The organism is Kribbella sp. NPDC051587 (assembly GCF_044453945.1).
Lineage (GTDB): Bacteria > Actinomycetota > Actinomycetes > Propionibacteriales > Kribbellaceae > Kribbella.
Window position 1 is genome coordinate 54,028 of sequence record NZ_JBITDE010000004.1, and the last position, 19,925, is coordinate 73,952.

General features: G+C 68.6%; 24 protein-coding genes and 1 riboswitch. Of the genes, 8 read left to right on the forward strand and 16 right to left on the reverse strand.

Annotated features, from left to right (window positions below; genetic code table 11):
• Positions 1 to 11: 11 nt before the first annotated feature.
• The gene (locus tag ACIA49_RS15900; RefSeq protein ID WP_396377895.1) at positions 12 to 2,522 is read left to right on the forward strand and encodes an FtsX-like permease family protein; all 2,511 of its coding nucleotides are present in this window, start codon (positions 12 to 14) and stop codon (positions 2,520 to 2,522) included.
• Between the two features lie 105 nt (positions 2,523 to 2,627).
• On the opposite strand, the gene ACIA49_RS15905 is transcribed toward ACIA49_RS15900, so the two are convergent.
• Positions 2,628 to 3,110, reverse strand: a complete 483-nt coding sequence (locus tag ACIA49_RS15905) for an SseB family protein (RefSeq protein ID WP_396377896.1) — start codon at positions 3,108 to 3,110, stop codon at positions 2,628 to 2,630.
• Positions 3,111 to 3,219: 109 nt separating this feature from the next.
• Here ACIA49_RS15905 and ACIA49_RS15910 point away from each other — a divergent pair, with 109 nt between their 5' ends.
• Positions 3,220 to 3,717 (forward strand): hypothetical protein, encoded by a 498-nt coding sequence (locus ACIA49_RS15910; RefSeq protein ID WP_396377897.1) that lies wholly within the window; start codon positions 3,220 to 3,222, stop codon positions 3,715 to 3,717.
• A complete protein-coding gene (locus tag ACIA49_RS15915) occupies positions 3,704 to 4,354 on the forward strand; it encodes a uridine kinase (RefSeq protein ID WP_396377898.1) in 651 nt (216 codons plus the stop codon). The genes ACIA49_RS15910 and ACIA49_RS15915 overlap by 14 nt, the downstream gene beginning before the upstream one ends.
• On the opposite strand, the gene ACIA49_RS15920 is transcribed toward ACIA49_RS15915, so the two are convergent.
• The 4 genes from ACIA49_RS15920 to ACIA49_RS15935 are packed head-to-tail and all read right to left on the reverse strand — an operon-like array spanning position 4,333 to position 7,001.
• A complete protein-coding gene (locus ACIA49_RS15920) occupies positions 4,333 to 4,779 on the reverse strand; it encodes an oxidoreductase (protein ID WP_396377899.1) in 447 nt (148 codons plus the stop codon). The two genes, ACIA49_RS15915 and ACIA49_RS15920, sit on opposite strands and share 22 nt — an antisense overlap.
• Before the next feature lie 4 nt (positions 4,780 to 4,783).
• Positions 4,784 to 5,410, reverse strand: coding sequence for a maleylpyruvate isomerase family mycothiol-dependent enzyme (locus ACIA49_RS15925; RefSeq protein ID WP_396377900.1), 627 nt, complete (start codon positions 5,408 to 5,410; stop codon positions 4,784 to 4,786).
• Positions 5,407 to 6,645: an RNA polymerase sigma factor gene (locus ACIA49_RS15930; RefSeq protein WP_396377901.1), complete on the reverse strand. Its 1,239-nt coding sequence runs from the start codon at positions 6,643 to 6,645 to the stop codon at positions 5,407 to 5,409. The genes ACIA49_RS15925 and ACIA49_RS15930 overlap by 4 nt, the downstream gene beginning before the upstream one ends.
• Positions 6,646 to 6,647: 2 nt before the next feature.
• Positions 6,648 to 7,001 carry a YciI family protein gene (locus ACIA49_RS15935; protein ID WP_396377902.1) on the reverse strand — a complete coding sequence of 118 codons (354 nt, stop codon included), beginning with the start codon at positions 6,999 to 7,001 and terminating at the stop codon, positions 6,648 to 6,650.
• 93 nt (positions 7,002 to 7,094) lie between these two features.
• Between ACIA49_RS15935 and ACIA49_RS15940 the strand changes: the two genes are divergently transcribed.
• Positions 7,095 to 7,979 (forward strand): aldose 1-epimerase family protein, encoded by an 885-nt coding sequence (locus ACIA49_RS15940; protein ID WP_396377903.1) that lies wholly within the window; start codon positions 7,095 to 7,097, stop codon positions 7,977 to 7,979.
• On the opposite strand, the gene ACIA49_RS15945 is transcribed toward ACIA49_RS15940, so the two are convergent.
• The 4 genes from ACIA49_RS15945 to ACIA49_RS15960 are packed head-to-tail and all read right to left on the reverse strand — an operon-like array spanning position 7,954 to position 10,608.
• Positions 7,954 to 8,415 (reverse strand): PH domain-containing protein, encoded by a 462-nt coding sequence (locus ACIA49_RS15945; protein ID WP_396377904.1) that lies wholly within the window; start codon positions 8,413 to 8,415, stop codon positions 7,954 to 7,956. The two genes, ACIA49_RS15940 and ACIA49_RS15945, sit on opposite strands and share 26 nt — an antisense overlap.
• 7 nt (positions 8,416 to 8,422) lie before the next feature.
• Positions 8,423 to 9,271 carry an ATP phosphoribosyltransferase gene (gene hisG / locus ACIA49_RS15950; protein WP_396377905.1) on the reverse strand — a complete coding sequence of 283 codons (849 nt, stop codon included), beginning with the start codon at positions 9,269 to 9,271 and terminating at the stop codon, positions 8,423 to 8,425.
• A 49-nt stretch (positions 9,272 to 9,320) separates the two neighbouring features.
• On the reverse strand, positions 9,321 to 9,584 hold the full coding sequence (locus tag ACIA49_RS15955; RefSeq protein WP_391547128.1) for a phosphoribosyl-ATP diphosphatase: 264 nt from the start codon (positions 9,582 to 9,584) through the stop codon (positions 9,321 to 9,323).
• A 13-nt stretch (positions 9,585 to 9,597) separates the two neighbouring features.
• Positions 9,598 to 10,608 carry a helix-turn-helix transcriptional regulator gene (locus tag ACIA49_RS15960; protein WP_396377906.1) on the reverse strand — a complete coding sequence of 337 codons (1,011 nt, stop codon included), beginning with the start codon at positions 10,606 to 10,608 and terminating at the stop codon, positions 9,598 to 9,600.
• A 62-nt stretch (positions 10,609 to 10,670) separates the two neighbouring features.
• Here ACIA49_RS15960 and ACIA49_RS15965 point away from each other — a divergent pair, with 62 nt between their 5' ends.
• Complete coding sequence (locus ACIA49_RS15965; protein ID WP_396377907.1) at positions 10,671 to 11,618, forward strand: hypothetical protein; 948 nt, start codon at positions 10,671 to 10,673, stop codon at positions 11,616 to 11,618.
• Positions 11,619 to 12,176: 558 nt separating this feature from the next.
• Here the strand turns inward: ACIA49_RS15965 and ribH are convergent.
• The 7 genes from ribH to ACIA49_RS16000 all read right to left on the reverse strand — a co-directional run bounded on the left by ribH (position 12,177) and on the right by ACIA49_RS16000 (position 17,186).
• Positions 12,177 to 12,647 carry a 6,7-dimethyl-8-ribityllumazine synthase gene (gene ribH / locus ACIA49_RS15970; RefSeq protein ID WP_391547131.1) on the reverse strand — a complete coding sequence of 157 codons (471 nt, stop codon included), beginning with the start codon at positions 12,645 to 12,647 and terminating at the stop codon, positions 12,177 to 12,179.
• Complete coding sequence (locus tag ACIA49_RS15975; protein WP_391547132.1) at positions 12,647 to 13,873, reverse strand: bifunctional 3,4-dihydroxy-2-butanone-4-phosphate synthase/GTP cyclohydrolase II; 1,227 nt, start codon at positions 13,871 to 13,873, stop codon at positions 12,647 to 12,649. Before ACIA49_RS15975 ends, ribH begins: the two co-directional genes overlap by 1 nt.
• A gap of 2 nt (positions 13,874 to 13,875) precedes the next feature.
• Positions 13,876 to 14,550, reverse strand: coding sequence for a nicotinamide riboside transporter PnuC (gene pnuC / locus ACIA49_RS15980; protein ID WP_396377908.1), 675 nt, complete (start codon positions 14,548 to 14,550; stop codon positions 13,876 to 13,878).
• Positions 14,547 to 15,155 carry a riboflavin synthase gene (locus tag ACIA49_RS15985; protein WP_396377909.1) on the reverse strand — a complete coding sequence of 203 codons (609 nt, stop codon included), beginning with the start codon at positions 15,153 to 15,155 and terminating at the stop codon, positions 14,547 to 14,549. Before ACIA49_RS15985 ends, pnuC begins: the two co-directional genes overlap by 4 nt.
• Entirely contained in the window at positions 15,156 to 16,166 is a 1,011-nt protein-coding gene (gene ribD, locus ACIA49_RS15990; protein WP_396378551.1) for a bifunctional diaminohydroxyphosphoribosylaminopyrimidine deaminase/5-amino-6-(5-phosphoribosylamino)uracil reductase RibD, read from the reverse strand.
• Positions 16,167 to 16,328: 162 nt separating this feature from the next.
• A riboswitch (FMN riboswitch) is annotated at positions 16,329 to 16,462 on the reverse strand.
• Positions 16,463 to 16,560: 98 nt separating this feature from the next.
• A complete protein-coding gene (locus ACIA49_RS15995; RefSeq protein WP_396377910.1) occupies positions 16,561 to 16,884 on the reverse strand; it encodes a type II toxin-antitoxin system PemK/MazF family toxin in 324 nt (107 codons plus the stop codon).
• A complete protein-coding gene (locus ACIA49_RS16000) occupies positions 16,881 to 17,186 on the reverse strand; it encodes a hypothetical protein (protein ID WP_396377911.1) in 306 nt (101 codons plus the stop codon). The genes ACIA49_RS15995 and ACIA49_RS16000 overlap by 4 nt, the downstream gene beginning before the upstream one ends.
• A 202-nt stretch (positions 17,187 to 17,388) precedes the next feature.
• Between ACIA49_RS16000 and ACIA49_RS16005 the strand changes: the two genes are divergently transcribed.
• Genes ACIA49_RS16005 through ACIA49_RS16015 form a run of 3 tightly spaced genes read left to right on the forward strand, consistent with a single transcriptional unit; the run spans position 17,389 to position 19,746 of the window.
• On the forward strand, positions 17,389 to 18,243 hold the full coding sequence (locus tag ACIA49_RS16005; protein ID WP_396377912.1) for an ABC transporter substrate-binding protein: 855 nt from the start codon (positions 17,389 to 17,391) through the stop codon (positions 18,241 to 18,243).
• A gap of 29 nt (positions 18,244 to 18,272) precedes the next feature.
• Positions 18,273 to 19,019, forward strand: coding sequence for an amino acid ABC transporter permease (locus tag ACIA49_RS16010; protein ID WP_396377913.1), 747 nt, complete (start codon positions 18,273 to 18,275; stop codon positions 19,017 to 19,019).
• A complete protein-coding gene (locus ACIA49_RS16015) occupies positions 19,009 to 19,746 on the forward strand; it encodes an amino acid ABC transporter ATP-binding protein (RefSeq protein ID WP_396377914.1) in 738 nt (245 codons plus the stop codon). Before ACIA49_RS16010 ends, ACIA49_RS16015 begins: the two co-directional genes overlap by 11 nt.
• Positions 19,747 to 19,925: the final 179 nt, after the last annotated feature.

Here is a 19,925-nt window from a genome sequence, read left to right on the forward strand (position 1 = left end):
GAGAACCGATCATGTTTCGCCTTGCGCTCACCACCTTGCGCCACCGGACCGCCGCGTTCCTGGCGATCTTCGTTGCCGTCTTCCTCGGTAGCGCCCTGCTCGCCGCCGCCGGTGGCATGCTGGAGACAGGCCTGCGCCTGAACGCCCCGCCGCAACGCCTGGCCGCAGCACCCCTCGTCGTCACCGGTGATCCCGCCTATCACCCGCCGAACGGCTCCGGCTCGGCCGCCTTCCCCGAGCGCCATCGCGTCGACGCGTCGCTGGTAGCAAAGCTCGCCAGTACGCCGGGAGTGACGAAGGTGATCGCCGACCGCTCCTTCCCCGCCGTGATCACGCCAGGTGGTGGACCGGCCGCGAGTGGCGCGCCGGCCGGCGGATCAGGTGCGGGCACGCGTCAGGGGAATGGGCCGGCCAGCGGCTCGGGTGGTGAGGTGCTGATCGGACACGGGTGGGCGTCGGCTCCTCTCACCCCCTACGCGCTCAGGTCGGGTCATGCGCCCGGGCCTGGTCAGGTTGTGTTGGACACGCGGCTGGCGGGGAGCGCCAGGCCTGGTGACCACGTGACGGTGACTGTTCGCGGTGAGCCCCGGCAGTACACGGTGGCCGGGATCGCGGTGCCGGCGCGGACTGTCGACGTACCGTCGATCTTCTTCACGGACTCGGAGGCTCAGCACCTGTCGCCTGCACCTGATGCGATCGGGGTGTGGCCTGCGGTGCGGGGGCTTGAGCTGCCGGCGGGTGTGAAGGCGTACAGCGGTGACGAGCGTGGGGTGGCTGAGTACCGCGGGATCGCGACGAGCCTCCCGTTGATCATCATGTCCGGCGTCTTCGGTGGGATGGTGGCTGTGGTGATGGCGCTGGTGGTGTCGGCGACCATCGGGTTGTCGGTACGGCAGCGGCGGCGGGAGCTCGCCTTGCTGCGGGCCAGTGGAGCGACGCCACGGCAGGTGGCGAAGATGGTGATCGCCGAGACGATGGTGGTCGGGGTTCTCGGACTCGTGCTCGGCTTGCTGTGTGGACGTTTCGCCGGGAACTGGATCTTCGGGTTGCTGACCAGCGGTGGGATCGTGCCGGCCCAACTGCGGTTCGACCAGGGACCGTTGCCGTTCGCCGGAGCCGCGCTGCTGACGTACGTCGTACTGCGGGTGACCGTGGGGATCGCCGCCGATCGGGCCGCGCGGATCCAGCCGATCCAGGCGCTCGCGGAAGCCGCCGTACCGGCTGTTGCCCTGGGCCGCGTGCGGATTCTGATCGGGCTGATCTTCGCCGGAGTGACCGTGGCGATCGCGCTCTCGACACTCTTCATGAGCCCGACCAACGCAGCGGCGATCGGTGGGCCGGCCGGGTTGACCGGGTCGATCGCGGTCGCGATCCTGGCGCCGCTCGTGATCCAGCGGGCGTTGATCCCGCGGCTGACCGCGTTGGTCGAGAAGCGTGGGACGAGCGGGGTGCTCGCGGTGATCAACCTGCGGGTGCGGGCGGTGCAGTTCGCGGCGATCCTGATCCCGATCACCATCGCCACGGCGATTGCCCTCGGCAACATCTACTCGCAGAGCACCCAGCAGAAGGGCGCGCTCGAGGCGGCGATCGGCGACCTGGCCGCGGACGTCGTGATCACCAGCACCAGTGGAGGAATCCCGGCCGGCTTGACGGAGAGCGTTCGCTCGATGCCGGGGGTGACGGCGGTGTCTGAGCTGGTGCGCAGCAAGGGGTGGATCGAGGCGCCGTACGACTCCTCACACACCAGCGACGCCTGGCCGCTGCTCGGGCTGAGTGGGCCTGTGTACGAGGGCAAGGTGACGAAGGGCTCGCTGGATCAGCTGCAGGGTTCGACGATCGCGCTGCCACCCGGTACGGCGAAGAAGCTCAAGGTGGACGTGGGTTCGGAGCTCGGTGTGCGACTGGGTGACAACTCGCTGGTCAAGGTGAAGGTGGTCGCACTGGTCGAGGGCCCGTCCGGCTACGAGCCGCTGCTGCTCCCGGCCGCCTTGCTGGCCGCGCACACCACGACCGGCCTGCCGAATCTGCTGCTGCTCAAGACGTCGGAGAAGCACGTCGACCTCTCCAAGTGGCCGGGGGCGTCAGTCGGTGGGCGCGAACTGCTCAGTGAGGGGTACGACGCAGGCCTCGGAGTGGATGCGTATATCGCCTACCTGCTGGCCGGGATCGCGGTCGCGTACACCGCGATTGCCTCGGTCAACACGATCGCGGTCGCCGTACTGGATCGGCGGCGGGAGTTCGGGCTGCAGCGGCTGACCGGGGCGACCCGGAAGCAGGTGTCGCGGATGCTCACGCTGGAAGGCCTGGTGATCGCGGCGCTCGGGCTCGTGATCGGGCTGGTCGCGGCGGCGTTCACCGTGCTGCCGATCGCGGTGGCGAGCCGCGGCTGGCCACTCCCCTCCGGACCGGCCTGGATCCTGCTCGCCTGGGTCGGCGTGGTCCTCCTGCTCGTCCTCCCCACCACCGCCATCACCGGCCGAATCGCCATGCGCCCCAAGCCAATGGACGCCCTCGCCAGCTGAACCCCATTTGCCTGGCCAGCCAGGCAAATGGGGGGTTCGGTACCCATAACCAGGGTGCGGAACCCCCAACGCGAGTGCCTAGCCAGCGAAATGAGGGTGGGCGGGTCAGGCGTCGGTGGGGGCGGGTTCGATCCAGCCGTAGCCGCCGTCTTCCAGGCGCACCACCTGGAGGCCGGCGGCCAGGCGGCGTACGTCGTCCTCCTCGATGACGCCGGGGGCGGGGCCCGCGATGTCGAGGACGATCGCGGCGGCCCCCTCCTGGATCGCGGCGGTGGCCACCAACTGGGTGAGCGACGGCATCGGGCGGGCGTCGGCGCTCCAGCGGGCGAGGCTTTCGGTACCGGTGAACGCCAGCAGGGCGTTTCGGCCGTCCTGACCCTGCAACAGCGCGACCGCCATGTCCGACGTCTTGTCGTGCGCCAGCCCGTTCTCGTCGTACTCGACCTCGCCGAGCATCGCGACGACCGGCACCAGCAACCGCGCTCGCGTCAGCGCGGCCAGCATCGCTCCCTGGTCCCCGGCCGCCAGGGCAGCCGCCAGCCCGGCGTCCGCCGTACCGTCATCGTCGTCGAACCCGGTGAATGCCAAACGCCGCTCTCCTGGTTGCACCGGCCCATTGTCCCCGGAGCCGGGTTTCAGGGTGGCGTCAGGGCTGTTCCCCCCTTGGATCGCGGGCTGACTGTGCGAGCCTGGGTATGTGCCTGACTTCAACGATTTGACGCTGCTGCCGTTCTGCGTGGGCCTCACGCTGCTCGGCCTGATCGGCTCCTGGGCTGCCTGGCGGCGGCGCGGTGCCGCGGCCGGCGTGCGCGGAGTCGCCTGGTCGCTGCTGCCGGTCTCCCTCTACCTGACCGGACTGCTCGAGCTGGTCTGGGACGTCGTCCGGTCGGCGGTGAGCTGGGTCACGCACCTGATCTTCTCGCCGACCGTCTGGGCCGGCGTCGCGCTGTTCGGTGTCTCGGTGGTGCTGTACGTCGTCTCCGGCGTGGCGCGCTCCCGGACCCCGAAGGCACCCAAGGAGCCGAAGCCCGCGAAGACCTCCGGTGAGCTGACCACCACCGGACCGGCGCCCGCGTCGGCTGCCCCTGCCAAAGCTGCCCCCTCCCGCGCCAAGACCAAGGCCAAGGGTGGGCAGCAGGATTCGTCGGAGTTCGACGAGATCGAGGACATCCTGAAGCGCCATGGAATCAACTGAGAACCCCCTGCCCCTGGACTCCCTGCTCGACCACGTCCAGGCCGCGCCCCCGCGGCTGGGCCGGACCCGGCTGATCTCCATCGACGGCCCGGCCGGCTCCGGCAAGTCCACCCTCGCCGAGCGTTTCGAGGCCCGGGCCAAGGCCCGCGGCCTGAACACCGGCCTCATTCACATGGACGACCTGTACGACGGCTGGGCCGGCGCCGAGCGTGGCTTCGCCCTCCTCCGGGACCACGTCCTGCAGCGCCTCGCGGACGGCCGCGAGGGTCGCTACCGCCGCTACGACTGGCACACCGGCGCGTACGCCGAGCTGCACCTCGTCCCGGCCACCGTCGACCTCCTGATCGTCGAGGGCGTCACCTCCTGCGACCGCGACGCCGACGGCTGGCAGTCCCTGCGCGTCTGGATCGAGACCACCAACGAGGTCCGTCTCGACCGCGGCATCGACCGCGACGGCGAGGCACTCCGTGATCACTGGCTCGAGTGGATGCGCTGGGAGCGCGACCACTTCGCCGTTCAAGGCACGCGTGACCGTGCCCACGTGGTTGTCGACGGCAACCCCGCCGTACCGCACGACCCTGCTCTCGAGCTGGTCGCCAAGTCAGTTGCGCTACCTCACGACTCCGCGGCTTCCTGAAGCCCGTCCCACGACCAGCGCGGAATGCTCATCCCCTTGGGCACCTCGTCCTTGGACCCGTGGTACCTCGCCATAGAGACGTTCGTCGCCCAGGCGAAGTAGTCGTGCAGCACGCTCTTCAGCTCACCGGTGAGCCCCACGTCGTCCAGCGCCTCGTCGAAACACGCGATCGCGCGCCGGTCCATCTCGTGGTGCTCACCGTTCCCACTGTGCATCCAGACGACGGTGGTCTCGTCTCCCTCGGCCCACGCCGGCCCGCCCAGCGCCTCAGCCCAGTACGCCGCCAGCCGCTGAGTGTGGTCCGGATGGAAGCCATGACTGAACGCGTGGCTCACCACCTCGTCCGCCAGCACCCGCTCATGCCACGCATGCGCGAGCCGAACCATGCCATCCATTCCACCCGCCGCGTCGTACAAGGTCTGCATGACGTCAGGCTGTCAGTCGGTCCAGACCAGGACAAGCTCCGGTGACGGTGCGGAATCCGGCCGGGCGACCGGTGGCGAGCAGCAGCAGATCCTGAATCGGCCCACTGAGCTCGTTGTCGCCTTGACCGGTTGACCAGTTGGTGTCGGTGGCGGTCAGGCGGGTTCCCTTCAGACGCTTACGGGCGCCGTAGAAGGGGCTCTTGAGTACGTGGTCGAGGGCGGCCTGAGCGAGGTCGAGGGGCATGGCGCGCTCCCGGCCCAGCGGAATCGCGATGTCCTGGCCGTGGACGAGCGCGTCGGTGAGGGTGTCGAGTGGCTTGGAGCCGGGTGAGCGTCGCGTGGAAGCAGCGGTCTCGCGGAACTGGGCGATCAGCTCAGTCGGCGTGAAGCGCGCCGCGCGCTCGGTCGCAGCGTCGGCTTCCATCCGCTCCCAGTTGCCACGGGCCCGGATCGCACCACGCAGTACGTCGGACAGCGTGGTCCGCGTGGAGAGCGTGAGGTGCGCGACGATGTCATGGACGGTCCAGGCCGGGCAGAGCGAGGTGGTCGCCCAGTCGGACTCGGTGAGGGTGTCGAGGAAGTCGGCGAGGTCGAGACGTTCGGCCTCGATCCGGTGCTGAATGTCGTTCATGAGGTCTCCGTCGTGGATGCGGCGAGCTCTGCCAGCCGGGCGCGGATGTGGAGGCGCTCGGGGTCGGAGCCGGCGAGTTTCAGGGCTTGTTCGTAGGCGGCTGTGGCCTCGGTACGGCGGTTGAGGCGGTGCAGGAGGTCGGCTCGAGCCAGTGCGTAGGGGTGGTAGTTGCGGAGGCGGGGCTCGTCGGCGAGCGAGTCGAGCAGGGTGAGAGCGACGTCGGGGCCGTCGCGGAAGGCGATCGCGGCGGCCCGGTTGAGCGCGATCACGGGAGACGGGTCGAGGGCGGACAGGACGTCGTACAGGGCGACGATCTGCGGCCAGTCGGTGGTGGCGAAGGTGGTGGCCTCGTCGTGGACGGCGGCGATCGCGGCCTGGACGGCGTACGGTCCGGCCGGACCGCCGGTCAGGGCGGAGACGACCAGCGCGCGGCCCTCGGTGATCTGATCGTGGTCCCAGCGGGTGCGGTCCTGGTCCTCGAGGAGGACGACCTGGCCGTCGGGTCCGGTGCGGGCGTCGCGGCGAGCGTGGACGAGGAGCATGAGCGCGAGCAGACCGGCGACTTCGCGCTCGGCGGGGAGGAGTTTGTGCAGGATGCGGGCGAGGCGGATGGCTTCCTCGGCAAGGTCGAGTCGCTGCAGATAAGGCCCCGAGCTGGCCGCGTAGCCCTCGGTGAAGACGGAGTAGATCACCTGCAGTACGGCGGGCAGGCGCTCCGGCAGCTCGTCATTCGAAGGAACCCGGAAGGGGATGCGGGCGTCGCGGATCTTCGCTTTCGCGCGGACGATCCGCTTCGCCATCGTCGCGGCCGGGACCAGAAATGCTCTGGCGACCTCAGGTGTCGACAGGCCGGCCAGGCAGCGCAGGGTGAGCGCGCCGCGGTCCTCGGGGGCCAGCGCCGGATGCGCGCAGGTGAAGAACAGTTCCAGCCGGTCATCCGGGAACTCGCCTCCGGGCCGCGGCGGTTCGGCCCGGTCCGCGTCCACCTGCAGGATCGCGAGTTTGGCGGCGTACACCTGGTCCCGGCGCAACCGGTCGACCGCCTTGCGTCGGGCCGTCGTCATCAGCCAGCCGCCCGGGTTCGCCGGTACGCCGTCGATCGGCCAGCGGACGAGTGCGGTCTCGATCGCCTCGGCCGTGACCTCCTCGGCCAGGTCGAGGTCGCCGAACCGCCGGGCCAGCGCGGCCAGCAACCGGCCGCGCTCCTCCCGGAAGACCGCCTCGACCTGGTCCATCATCAGGCTCCGGGGAACTCGGCGATCGGCCGGACGACGACCGAACCACCGGCCCGCGAGCCCGGGCACTTGGCCGCCCAGTCGAGCGCGATATCCAGGTCCGGTACGTCGATCACGTAGAACCCGCCGAGCACCTCACGGGTCTCGGCGAACGGCCCGTCGGTCACGGTCCGCTTGCCGTCGTTGTCCACCTGCACCCGGGTCTGGGTGACCAGGTCCGCCAGCGACTCCGACGCCACGACCACCCCGGAGTCGGTGATCTCCTTGTCGAACCGCATCCAGTCCTCGGGCTCACACCCGACCACTCCCCCGGACAGGTCGAGTTCGCCGGCGTTGATCAGCAGCAGATACTTCACGGTGATACCTCCTGTTGGCGTGTCTACAGCATCACCACGAACGGGTCAGACCCAAATGGACAGCGATCCCGAGAAGTTTGTGAGGATGGGGGTATGAGCGTGCTGCCGAGTGGTGACCAGTGGACGATTTCGGGCGGCGGGTACGCCGGGACTGTGGTGAGCGTGGGCGGTGGACTACGCGGGCTCACCTATGAGGGTCGTGACGTCCTGCTCGGGTACGGCGAGGACGAGCCGGCGCACGCGGGGATCGGGCAGCACCTGTTCCCGTGGCCGAACCGGATCACCGACGGGAAGTACAGCTTCGGCGGTACCGACCAGCAGCTGTATCTGACCGAGCCGGCCCGCCAGAACGCGATCCACGGGCTCACCCGCTGGGCGAACTGGGTCCGGCTCGACGACGGCTCGGACCCGTCATCCGTGGAGGCGGGTTACCGGCTGCACGGTCAGCCCGGGTACCCGCATCAGCTCGAGCTGCGACTCACCTATCGACTCGACGACGGGCTGACCATCACGGCGTCGGCGGTCAACGTCGGCACCACGGCAGCGCCGTACGGGTATGGGGCCCATCCGTATCTGAGCGTCGGTCGGCCGATCGACGAGTGCGTGCTGGACTTCAGCGCCGCGCAGTGGCTGGAGGTTTCACCGGACCGCTTGTCGCCGATCGGCCTCGCGCCGGTCGACGGATCGCCGTACGACTTCAGCACCGCCCGCGTGATCGGCGACCTGGACATCGACAACGCGTTCACCGGCCTCGGCGGCGGCTGGTCGGTCACGCTCTCGGCTCCCGATGGCGCGCGGGCGACGCTCAGCGGGGACACGGCCTGGATGCAGCTCTACACCGGCAGCGCCATCGGCCGTACGGCGCTCGCCGTCGAGCCGATGACGTGTCCGCCGGACGCGTTCGTGACCGGGCAGGACCTGGTGGTCCTGGAACCCGGTCAGTCACACGAGACTAGTTTTCGGGTGTCAGCTGGCTAGGTCCGGCACCATGTGCGCGGGCCACGGCCGCCAGCTCCTTGGCGGCCGTGCTGGCCCGCCGCCCCTCGGCCGCCTGGACCGCGAGGATGCCGATCCGGTTGCCGTCGGCATCGAAGAGCTGCAGCCAGGCATCACCTGAACGGAACCGCAGGGCTCTGACGTCCGACCACGGCAGCGTGTACGACTTGAACACGTTGCGGACCCGGAGCCGATCGGCGTACGCCGAGACCCGGACCGTGGCCATCCGGTAGAGGATCCACAGGATCGCACCGAAGAACGCCAGCAACGTCAGCCGCTGGAACCAGCTGAACGACTCCTTGGTCCCTGCGTCGAACTGGGTCCAGATCACCCCGAAGAGGGCGATCAGCGAGAAGCCCATCACCGCCGCCATGATCGCCACGCTCCGCGGGTGGAACGTGAACAGGCGGTCGGTCATCGCGGCCTCAGATCCGGCAGGCGTGGATATCGGTGGTGAGGATGGCACGGGCTCCCACCTCCCACAGTTGGTCCATGATCCGCTGCGCCTCGGCGCGCTGCACCATCACCCGGACGGCGACCCAGCCCGCGCGGTGCAGCGGGGAGACCGTCGGCGACTCCAGACCGGCCGCGACCTCCGTGGCCGCGTCGATCTGGTCGGCCGGGATGTCGTAGTCCATCATCACGTAGTTCCGCGCGATCAGGACGCCCTCGAGCCGCCGTACCAGCTGGTGCAGGCCGGGAGCCGGGTCGTCGACCCCGTGGCGCTTGATCAGGACCGCTTCGGACTGCAGGATCGGTTCGCCGAAGATCTCGAGCCCCGCCTGGCGGAGCGTCGTACCGGTCTCGACGACGTCGGCGATCACATCCGCCACGCCGAGTGCGACAGCCGATTCGACCGCGCCGTCCAGACGGACGACCGAGGCCTCGACGCCATTCTCGGCGAGGTGGTCGGCCAGGACTCCGGCGTACGACGTGGCGATCCGCTTGCCGGACAGGTCCTTCACCGAGGACGCGACCCCGGGCGGTCCGGCGAACCGGAAGGTGGAGCTGCCGAAGCCGAGCCCCATGATCACGTCCGCGTCGGCGTGCGAGTCGAGCACCAGGTCACGGCCGGAGATGCCGACGTCCAGGGTGCCCTCGCCGACGTACACGGCGATGTCGCGCGGGCGGAGGTAGTAGAACTCGACCTCGTTCGCGACGTCGGTCAGGCTCAGGTCTTTGCTGGTCCGGCGCTGTTTGTAGCCGGCTTCGGTGAGGATCTCGATCGCGGACTCGCTCAGCGAGCCCTTGTTCGGTACTGCGACGCGCAGCATGGCACTGCCCAATCTGTCGAAACTGAACCGGTGGGTCTGTCGGGTGGACCTACAGATGTCGGTAGACGTCTTCGAGCTTCAGATCGAGCGCGATCATCATGACCTGCGCGTGGTACAGCAGCTGGGACAGCTCTTCGGCGGCCCGCTCGGTGCCTTCGTGCTCGGCGGCCATCCAGGACTCGGCGGCCTCCTCGACCAGCTTCTTGCCGATCGTGTGCACGCCGGCATCCAGCTCCGCCACCGTGCCGGATCCCTCCGGACGCGTGCGTGCCTTGTCGCCCAGCTCGGCGAACAGCTCCTCGAAACTCTTCATGGCGGGCCCCAGACTACGGGACCGCGGGTAAGCCATCCGCCCCCAGGTCCGCTGGGCGGACGTCGTACAGGGTGGTGAGAGTGCGGCCGAGGGTGGCCAGCTCGGTGCGGAGCTCTGGCGGTTCCAGCACCTCCAGACCGGCTCCGAAGCGGCAGAGCGCGGCGGCTGCGTTGCCGATCGACTCGATCTCCAGGGTGACTGTGACGGTGCCGTCTGCGTCCGGGGGTGTCTGGGCGACGGCTGAGACGAGCTGTGGGAACGAGACGTCGTACATGCGTTGGGCCAGGCTTTTGGAGACCTTGACTACCGCCTGGGCGGTGAAGCGGGACTGGTCGAAGTACTCCAGGTGGTCCTGCCAGAACTGCGGGAGGTCGAAGTCGCTCGCGCGGGTGAACGGCTCGTCGGTCGGAGTGAGGTCGAGGATGTTGGAGATGCGGTACGTGCGCATCCCGGTCTCGGTGGCAGCGACGACGTACCAGCTGCCGCTCTTCAGAACGAGACCGTGCGGCTCCAGAGTGCGGTCCACCTCGCGTGGGGCCTCCCAGCGGCGGTAGCGGACCTTGATCCGACGGTCATGCAGTACGGCGTCAGCCACGGCCGACAGGTGTGGTGAGGACTCGGCATCGGCGTACCAGGCCGGCATGTCGAGGTGGAAGCGGTTCTTGAGCCGTCCGGCCCGGTCACGCTGGTCCGGTGCCAGTGCGGCGAGCAGCTTGAGCTCGGCCGCGTTGGTCTGCGCTGTGAGCCCCAGTGCGGCCGCGGGGCCGGGCATGCCGACCAGAAAGAGCGCAGCGGCCTCCTGCTCGGTCAGACCGGTCAGCCGGGTGCGGTAGCCCTCGACCAGCCGGTAGCCACCGGCGCGGCCCTGGTCGGCGTACACCGGAACCCCTGCGGCGGCCAGCGCCTCGACGTCGCGGTAGATGGTCCGGAGCGACACGTCCAGCTCGTCGGCGAGCTCACGCGCCGTCAACTGCCTGCGGGTCTGCAGCAACAGCAGGATCGACAAGAGCCGGCTCGAACGCATGGTTCGAGAGTAGCTGGAAAGACTGCCATCGGTTGTCAGGTTTTGGCGCGAGGCTGGTTCCCATGACGACATGGACCAAAGTGACCGGCGACTTCGACTTCCTGCAGGGCGACTTCGACGTCCGGCACCGGACCCTGCGCGACGGCGAGTGGACCGAGTTCGAAGGCACCACGACCGCGCACACCTACTTCGACGGCGCGATCAGCATCGACGAGATGCGCTTCCCCTCCAAAGGCTCGTACGGCCTGTCCCTGCGGCTGTACGACCCCGTGGCGCAGGAGTGGAACATCTGGTGGATCAACAGCACCACCATGCAGCTCTATCCCCCGGTCCGCGGCGGCTGGTCGCCTGATGGCTCCAGCTGTCGCCTGGTCGGCGAAGACTCCGTCGACGGTCAGCCAGTGCTGTGCAGCTACGCCTGGTCCGACATCACCGTCCAGACCGCCCACTGGGAGCAGGCCTACTCCTACGACGGCGGCGCAACCTGGGAAACCAACTGGACGATGGATTTCACCCGCCGTACGACGCCTTCGCCGCCGCTGGACGTGCCGAAGGTGACCGGCGACTTCGACTTCCTCGTCGGCCGCTGGCACATGGCCAACCGCCGTCGCCGCCCAGCCCTCGGCGACCCGCACGAGTGGTACGCCATCGAGTCCGAGATGCAGGTGACGACGTACTTCGACGGCGCCATCAGCTTCGACGAAGGCTGGTTCCCGACGGAAGGCTTCCGCGGTGCCACCTTCCGCATCTTCAACCCGACCACCAAGACCTGGTCCATCCACTGGATCAACAGCCTCCGCGGCCAACTCGAGACCCCCGTCATCGGCTCCTTCGGCGACGACGGCCTAGGTCACTTCGAAGGCCCCGACGAATGGGAAGGCCGTCCCATCGACGTCCGCTTCACCTGGACCCCAGGAACCGACAAGGCCGCCTGGCAACAGGACTTCTCCGAAGACGCCGGTACGACGTGGACCCCCAACTGGTACATGGAACACACCCGGATCGAGTGATCCCCCTCGCTCCGGGCACGCCCGCTCCTGCGTCGCGTGCACGCGGCTAGCTGGACTCGTGTGGGTGGGGATGGGGGCGCCCGCGCAGCGCGATGGAGGGGGTGGCCGAGTGGGCGGGGCCGGCGGGGATCCAGCTGGCGTCCTGCACCGGCCGTCGATGCACGCTAAGCGGTAAGAAATCGTCACATAGCGCCCAAAAGTTACCGCTTAGCACAGCGCCAGCTAGACCGCCCAATCACCAGTCATCAAGCACTCCCGAGGGCCAGTGGCCACTCGAGGAGGCACTCCCCCAGGTCCGCAGTCCCACCAGCCAAGCGAATCCCGGGCAAATCACCTGCCCGGCACACGGTTCGCCCGAGCAGCCGCCAACCCAACTCGTCGCGCGCTCCCGTCCCACTCACACAAGTACAGCAAGGCGCGTGCACGCGACGGAGGAGCGGGCTTAGCGGCGGCGACGTCGGATGAACAGTCGCCACCCGCTGTTCTCACGACGAAGCGGCGGCAGCCGCGCGAAAGGTGGCGGGTGGGGCGACCGGGCGCGTCCGGCGCGGGGGGACGTTACAACGCCCGCACCGCCACCAACGTGGACAACGCGGCCTGGGTGGCTTCGTAGCCCTTGTCCTCGCGGCTGTCGGGGAGGCCGGCGCGGTCCAACGCCTGCGGATCGTTGTCACAGGTCAGGACGCCGAAGCCGATGGGTACGCCGGTGCTCACTCCTACCTGCATCAAGCCGTCGGTGGTGGCCTGGCAGACGTATTCGAAGTGCGGGGTGTCGCCGCGGATGACCACGCCCAGGGCGATCACGGCGTCGTACCCGGACTTGGCGGCGTGCAGGGCCGCGACGGGGAGCTCGAAGGAGCCGGGGACGCGGACGACCTTGAAGTCGGTGACCCCGGAGTCTTCGAGGGCGCGCAGTGCGCCGGCGACCAGGGAGTCAGTGACTTTGGGGTGCCAGAGGGCCGCGACGACGGCTACGCGGGCGCCTTCGGCGCGGGGGGCTTCGATGGTTGGTGCTCCACTGCCTGACATCAGCCGGCTCCCTGCTCGTCGGTGGGAAGGTGGTGACCCATGCGGTCTCGTTTGGTGCGCAGGTAGCGCAGGTTGTGTTCGGTGGGGTCGATGGAGATGCTGCGGCGTTCGACCACGTCGATGCCGTAGCCCTGGACGCCGTCGACCTTGTCCGGGTTGTTCGTCAGCAGCCGCACGGCGCTCACGCCCAGGTCGGCGAGAATTTGCGCACCGGCGGCGTAATCACGAGCGTCAGCAGGCAGTCCGAGGTCCAGGTTCGCCTCGATCGTGTCGCGCCCCGCGTCCTGGAGTTCGTACGCCTGGAGCTTGTGCAGCAGTCCGATCCCACGGCCCTCATGACCGCGGAGGTAGACCACCACACCACCTTCGGCCGCGACCTGTCGCAGCGCCTCGTCGAGCTGCGGTCCGCAGTCGCAGCGCAGGGAGCCGAACACGTCGCCCGTCAAGCATTCCGAGTGCAGCCGCGCCAGCACCGGTCCGTCGGTCAGGTCGCCTCGGACCAGCGCCAGCTGCTCCGAACCGTCCACCGTGTTTCGGTAGCCGTGGGCAACAAAATCGCCGTACCGGGTCGGCAGCGTGGTGGTCGCGACCCGCTCGATCTGGATCTCGGTACGACGCCGGTACCGGATCAGGTCCTCGATCGAGATCAGCACCAGCCCGTGCTCGTCGGCGAACGTGCGCAGGTCCTGACCGCGCTTCATGGTGCCGTCGTCGTTCACCAGCTCGGAGATCACGGCCGTCGAGTTCAGCCCGGCGAGCCGCGCCAGATCGACCGAGGCCTCGGTGTGCCCGGGCCGAACCAGTACGCCGCCCTCGCGCGCCCGCAGCGGGAAGATGTGTCCCGGCTGGACGAGGTCATAGGACTCCGACGCCGAATCGGACAGCACGCGAATCGTCCGGGCCCGGTCCGCGGCCGAGATACCGGTCGAGATCCCGTCCCGCGCATCGACCGAGATCGTGTACGCCGTCCGCATCCGCTCGCGGTTGTGCGGTGTCATCAGCGGGATGCCGAGCCGGTCGAGCTCCGCGCCCTCCATCGGCACGCAGACCACGCCCGAGCTGTACCGGATCAGGAACGCCAGCAGCTCCGGCGTCGCCTTGGACGCGGCGAAGACCAGGTCGCCCTCGTTCTCGCGGTCCTCGTCGTCGACGACGACGATCGGGCGCCCGGCCCGGATCTCGTCCAGCGCATGCTCGATCGTGTCGAGCTTCAGCACGTCACCCATGTCTAACCCACCACCACAGCTTCCGGCGGGCTGACCCGCTCATTGTTCTGGATCTTCCACCACGACGCGAACCCGATCACGCAGAACAGGCCGTAGATCACGTACATCGCCGCCGACGGATAGAACTTCGCCTGCACCAGCAGTGGCACGCCGACCACGTCGACCGCGATCCAGATCACCCAGAACTCGACGAAGCCCCGAGCCATCCCGTACGTCGCCAGGATCGACCCGGTGAGGATCCACGCGTCCCACTGCGGACCCCAGGAACCCAGTGCACGCAGGACGAAGAAGCCGATCGCGTAAAGCACCACGCCGATCCCGAGCAGCTCGAGCCGCTCCCGCCCGGTCGCCCAACGCGGCCGTACGGCGACCGCCGCGCCGCGGTGGCGAGTCTGATACCACTGGTACCACCCGTAGACGCTGAGGATAAAGAAGAAGACCTGCCGCCCGGCCTGACCCCAGAGGTCCTTGTCCTGCGGCGTATCGAAGATGCCACCCACGAACACCGTGAACAGCAACACGTTCCCGATGATCCCGACCGGCCAGGCAGCGACCAGCCGGCGCATCCCGAACAGCGCACTCGCCAGGCCGAACACGTTGCCGACGATCTCGCGGACCAGCACCGGCGAACCGGCGATCGTCACCTGTGCGTGCAGTAGCCAATCCACCGGGCTCACTTGGTGCCTCCAGCAACTAATAGACGCTCTACATATTTGGCGATCACGTCCACCTCGAGATTCACGGTGTCGCCGATCTGTTTGGACCCGAGCACGGTCAGCTCGAGCGTGGTCGGGATCAGGCTGACCCCGAACGTCCCGGTCGCGTCGTCCACATCGGTGACCGTCAACGAGACCCCGTCGACCGCGATCGAACCCTTCTCGGCGACGTACTTGAGGATCTCCGGTGCGGCGGCGATCCGGACCTCTTCCCAGTGCTCGGACGGGGTCCGGCTCGCGATCGTGCCGACGCCGTCCACGTGCCCTTGCACGATGTGGCCGCCGAGCCGCGCGTGCGCGGTGACCGCGCGCTCCAGGTTGACCTTCGAGCCCTTCCCGACGCCGCCGAGGCTGGTCCGCTTGAGGGTTTCGCTCATCACGTCGGCGGTGAAGAGGCCGTCGCCGTACTCGACGACCGTCAGGCAGCAGCCGTTGACCGCGATCGAGTCGCCGTGGCCGGCGTCCTCAGTCACCTTCGGACCGCGGATCGTCAGCCGCGCCGCGTCGCCGTCGAGCAGGTCGAGCGCCTCGACGGTGCCGAGTTCCTCGATGATTCCGGTGAACATCTAGTTCCCTCCCAGGGGTGCCAGGGTGAGGCGGACGTCGTCGCCGAGGCGCGTCACGTCCGTCAGGTTGAACCGCTGTAGGTGGTCGATCGATTCCGCGCCGAGGTCGCCGATCGCGGCGAACCCGGAGCCGAGGACGGCCGGGGCGACGTACGCGACGATCTGGTCGACCAGCCCGGCGCGCACGAAGGCGGCGGCCAGCGTCGGGCCGCCTTCGAGCCAGAGGTGCCGGATCTGGCGGTCGTCCAACTGCCGCAGGACCTCGGCCGGGTCGTGGGTGGGCAGCAGCAGCGTCTGCGCCCGATCGTTGCGAACGCGCGCGGTCGCGGGGATCTCGCGATCGCCGACCACCACGCGCAGCGGCTGCCGCGCCGCCGGTACGTTGTCCGCATCCCGAACCGTGAGCTCAGGATCGTCGGAGAGCACGGTCTGCGTACCAACGGCGATCGCGTCACACTCGGCGCGTTTGCTGTGTACGTCGGCCCGCGCGGCCGGCCCGGTGATCCACTTGCTGGTGCGATCCGGCGCGGCAGACCGGCCGTCCAGCGTGGTCGCGAACTTCCACGTCACGAACGGTCGCCCCATCCGCACGCTGTGCAGCCAGATGTGGTTCCCGGCCTCAGCCTCGTCCTGCAGCAAACCTTGCTCGACCTGGATGTCCTTGGCGCGCAGCTTCTCGCCACCGCCGGAGGCCTGCCGGTTCGGATCCGGTACGGCGTACACCACGCGGGCGACTCCGGCCTCGATCAACGCATCGGCACACGGCCCGGTCCGGCCGGTGTGGTTACACGGTTCCAGCGTGACGTACGCCGTACCGCCGCGGGCTCGCCGTCCCGCCATCCGCAGCGCCTCGACCTCGGCATGCGGTCCACCGGCCACGGCGTGGAAGCCTTCGCCGACCGGGTTGCCGTCGGCAGCGGTGATCACGCAGCCCACCACCGGGTTCGGGTGGGTGCTGCCGACGCCACGGACGGCCAGCTCGACCGCGCGCCGCATCCAGGCGACGTCGATCGGCGTGGGAGTAGGCCCTGCGTTTGTCACTCACGGTCCCTCGTCGTCACGGACGCACACCGGGGCCGTTGACGACCGACGTACAGCTCCGGGCGGCCGCTTCGTCCTCGCGCAGGCCTCAGCCCAGGCAACGTCTGGCAACCGTCGGAGCTCTCCCGCCGATCGCGTGCTGCCTCCCATCCGGACTTTCACCGTCGGTCCCGGAATTCCACCAGGTCAACCGGCTGCCAACCTCAGCAGCCGGGTCGCGGACTATCACCGCCGGCTCGGAATTTCACCGACCCCGGAGCACGCGAGTGGGTTCACTCGTGACTCCAGTATGCACCGGTCGGCGAAGCCGGCCACGACGTAGGTCACATACTGATCTCCGCGACCGCCGAGACCACTCAGCGCGTCAGTCGTTCATCCCCAAGGCTGCCGCCAGTCCGGAAGTGATCGCGCGCATCGCTGCCGGCGACAGACCACCGACCACGCCGACGACCTCGTCCGCGTAGATCTCCACGATGTCGTCACAGACCGCGCGGCCGATGAACGCTTCGGGATGAACGAGCTCGACGATGCTCGGTATCCGCGGTTTGTCCGTGGTCGTCAGGCGCACCGCCAGCACCTGCTGGAGATGCTGGTTGCGCCGGTTGTTGGAGACGACAACGAACAGTTTCGGCTCATCGAGACCGAGATCGGCCCGGACCACCTGACCACGCAGCAGGGGCCAGCTCACTCGTCCGCCCAGGTGGGCCGTCGCCGCCGCGCCACGGCCTGCCGATTCTCCGGGACGACCTCGAGCGCGATCCGGGCATAACCCTCCGCCTCCACCAGATCGGCCACCGCCTTGAGACCGGCCTCGAGAACGGTCTGCAACAAGGCCGCCTCGCTGATCGATTCAGTCACCTGCACCTGCGTGAGATCGGACAACGCGGCCCGATGCACCGCCGAACCGCGCAGCACAGCGAGATCGCGCAGGTCGCGCTCGGACAGCGGCAGCGACTTTCGGGTCGCCGGGACTCGATCGGCAGTCTCCATGCAGCACATCCTGCAGCATTTTTCGCTGCACCGCAAGCCGCACATCGTGCACCATCGTCGTTGATATACCACGGGATCGGTGGACATTGCGGCGGCGTCTCAGTGGGTGTCGGGACGGAATGACGACCGGGGCGGTGGTGTTGGCTCGGTCGAGCGGGGTGGTTCGCCCTGCGTACCACCTGACTGTTCTAAGGAGACACCCGTGCGCGCCTTCAGCGCTCCCTTCCGTCGTATCGCCGCTGCCGGAGCCGTTGTCACGTTGGCTTTGTCGATGGTTGCCTGCGGCAGCGATGACGACCAGGCCGCGAGCGGACCGGACCTCGGCCTGATCAAGGCGGGCACGCTGCGGATCGGGACGCTCACCGACGCGCCGCCGAACGTCTACGTCAAGGACGGCAAGTTCACCGGCTTCGACAACGACCTGATCACCGCGGTCGCCGCAAAGCTGAACTTGAAGCCGGAGTTCGTCGGGACCGACTTCTCCGCCCTGCTCTCGCAGGTGAACACCGGCCAGTTCGACCTGGGCAGCTCGTCGATCACGATCACCGAGGCCCGCAAGAAGACGGTTGCCTTCAGCAATGGCTACGACTTCGGATACCTCGGCCTGAACACCACCAAGACCTCCGGGATCACGAAGTTCGACCAGCTCACCGGCAAGCGCGTGGTGGTGGTCCAGGGCACCGTCCAGGACGACTACGCGACGTCGAAGAACCTCGACCCGGTCCGGGTGCCGAACTACAACGCCGCCGTCGGCCAGCTCAAGGCCGGTACGGCGGACGCCTGGATCTCACCGGCCGAGATCGGCGAGAAGATGGCGAAGGAGCAGGGCGGCGGGACCGTCATCCTGGCGGCCAAGGAGCTGAGCTCCGCGCCGACGGCGTACGCGGTGGCCAAGAGCAACGACAAGCTACGCGAGGCCGTGAACAAGGCGCTCGACGAGGTCATTGCCGACGGCACCTGGACCAAGCTGGTCGAGCAGTACTACCCGGGCCGCGCCGTACCGGAGTCCTTCAAGCCGGGTAGTGGCAGCGTCAAGTTCGCGGCCCCCAAAGCCTGATAGGACGAGGCGGGCCGAGGGGAAGAAGCATGGACATCTGGTCCACCCTGAACGAAACCTTCCTCGACTGGGGATCGATGAAGGCAGTCCTGCCGGAGATGCTCAAGGTGGGACTGGTCAACACGCTGATCCTGGCGGCCGCCTCGGTCGTGCTGGGCACTGTGCTCGGCATGATCGTGGCGGTCTTCGCCCTGTCCCGCAAGCGCTGGCTGCGGTGGCCGGCGAAGATCTACACCGACATCTTCCGCGGGCTGCCGGCGATCCTGACCATCCTGCTGATCGGTCAGGGCCTGTCCCCGATCACCCGGCACTGGTGGGGTCCGAACCCGTACCCGCTGGGGATCCTGGCGCTGTCGCTGATCGCGTCGGCGTACATCGGTGAGATCTTCCGGTCCGGGATCCAGAGCGTCGAGAAGGGCCAGCTGGAGGCGGCGCGAGCGCTCGGCTTCAGCTACACCGACGGGATGCGGCTCGTCGTCATCCCCCAAGGTGTACGGCGCGTCCTGCCGGCGCTGGTGAACCAGTTCATCGCGCTGATCAAGGAATCCAGCCTGGTGTACTTCCTCGGCCTGCTCGCCAGCCAGCGCGAGCTGTTCCGGATCGGCCAGGACTCGGCCTCCACCGACGGCAACCTCTCGCCGCTGCTGCTGGCCGGCATCTTCTACCTGGTGATCACGGTCCCGCTCACCCACCTGGTCAACTACATCGACAAGCGCCTGCGTGAGGGCCGAGCGACCGACACGCCCCTAGTGGAGGAGCCGGAATATGCCCGTTGAGGGAGCGGCGAGCCTCGAGGTCCGCGGCGTCGAGCTCGCCTTCGGTACGAACAAGGTGCTGCGCGGGGTCGACCTCGCCGTACCGGCCGGCCGCACGGCCTGCGTGATCGGCCCCTCGGGCTCCGGCAAGTCGACCCTGCTGCGGACGATCAACCGGCTGATCGAACCCGACGCGGGCGACGTCCTGCTCGGCGGCGAGTCCGTGCTGCCGGGGAACCCGGACGTGCTGCGGCGGCGGATCGGGATGGTGTTCCAGCACTTCAACCTGTTCCCGCACAAGAGCGTCATCGACAACATCACGCTCCCGCTGCGCAAGCTCCAGAAGCTGGACGCGGCCGCCGCGCGAGCCGCCGCGCTCGAACAACTGGAGCTCGTCGGGCTGTCCGAGAAGGCCGAGGCTCGCCCCGGCAACCTCTCCGGCGGTCAGCAACAGCGAGTCGCGATCGCCCGCGCCCTGGCGATGAAGCCCGAGGTGATGCTCTTCGACGAGGCCACCTCCGCCTTGGACCCGGAGCTCGTCAAAGGTGTCCTCGGCCTGATGGCCGACCTCGCCCAGTCCGGTATGACGATGGTCGTCGTCACCCACGAAATGGGCTTCGCCCGCGAGGTCGCCGACCAGGTCGCTTTTATGGACCAAGGCATCGTCGTCGAGTCCGGTGCCCCCGACCAGGTCTTCACTGCCGCGGAGTCCCCGCGCCTGCAGCAGTTCCTGTCACAAGTGCTGTGACTACCCGGACCTCCATCACCGTCCAACCCGGCGTCCGGTGCCCTCGTCACGCTCAGCTTGAGACCGCCGACGGACATTGGAGGCGGTTGGTGGGTGGTGGCGGTCCACTCCTGCGCCGTGTCCGATATGCGTGGTTGTTGACGGGGAAGCGGCGTGGGAGCCGGGTTTCGGGGCTGGGC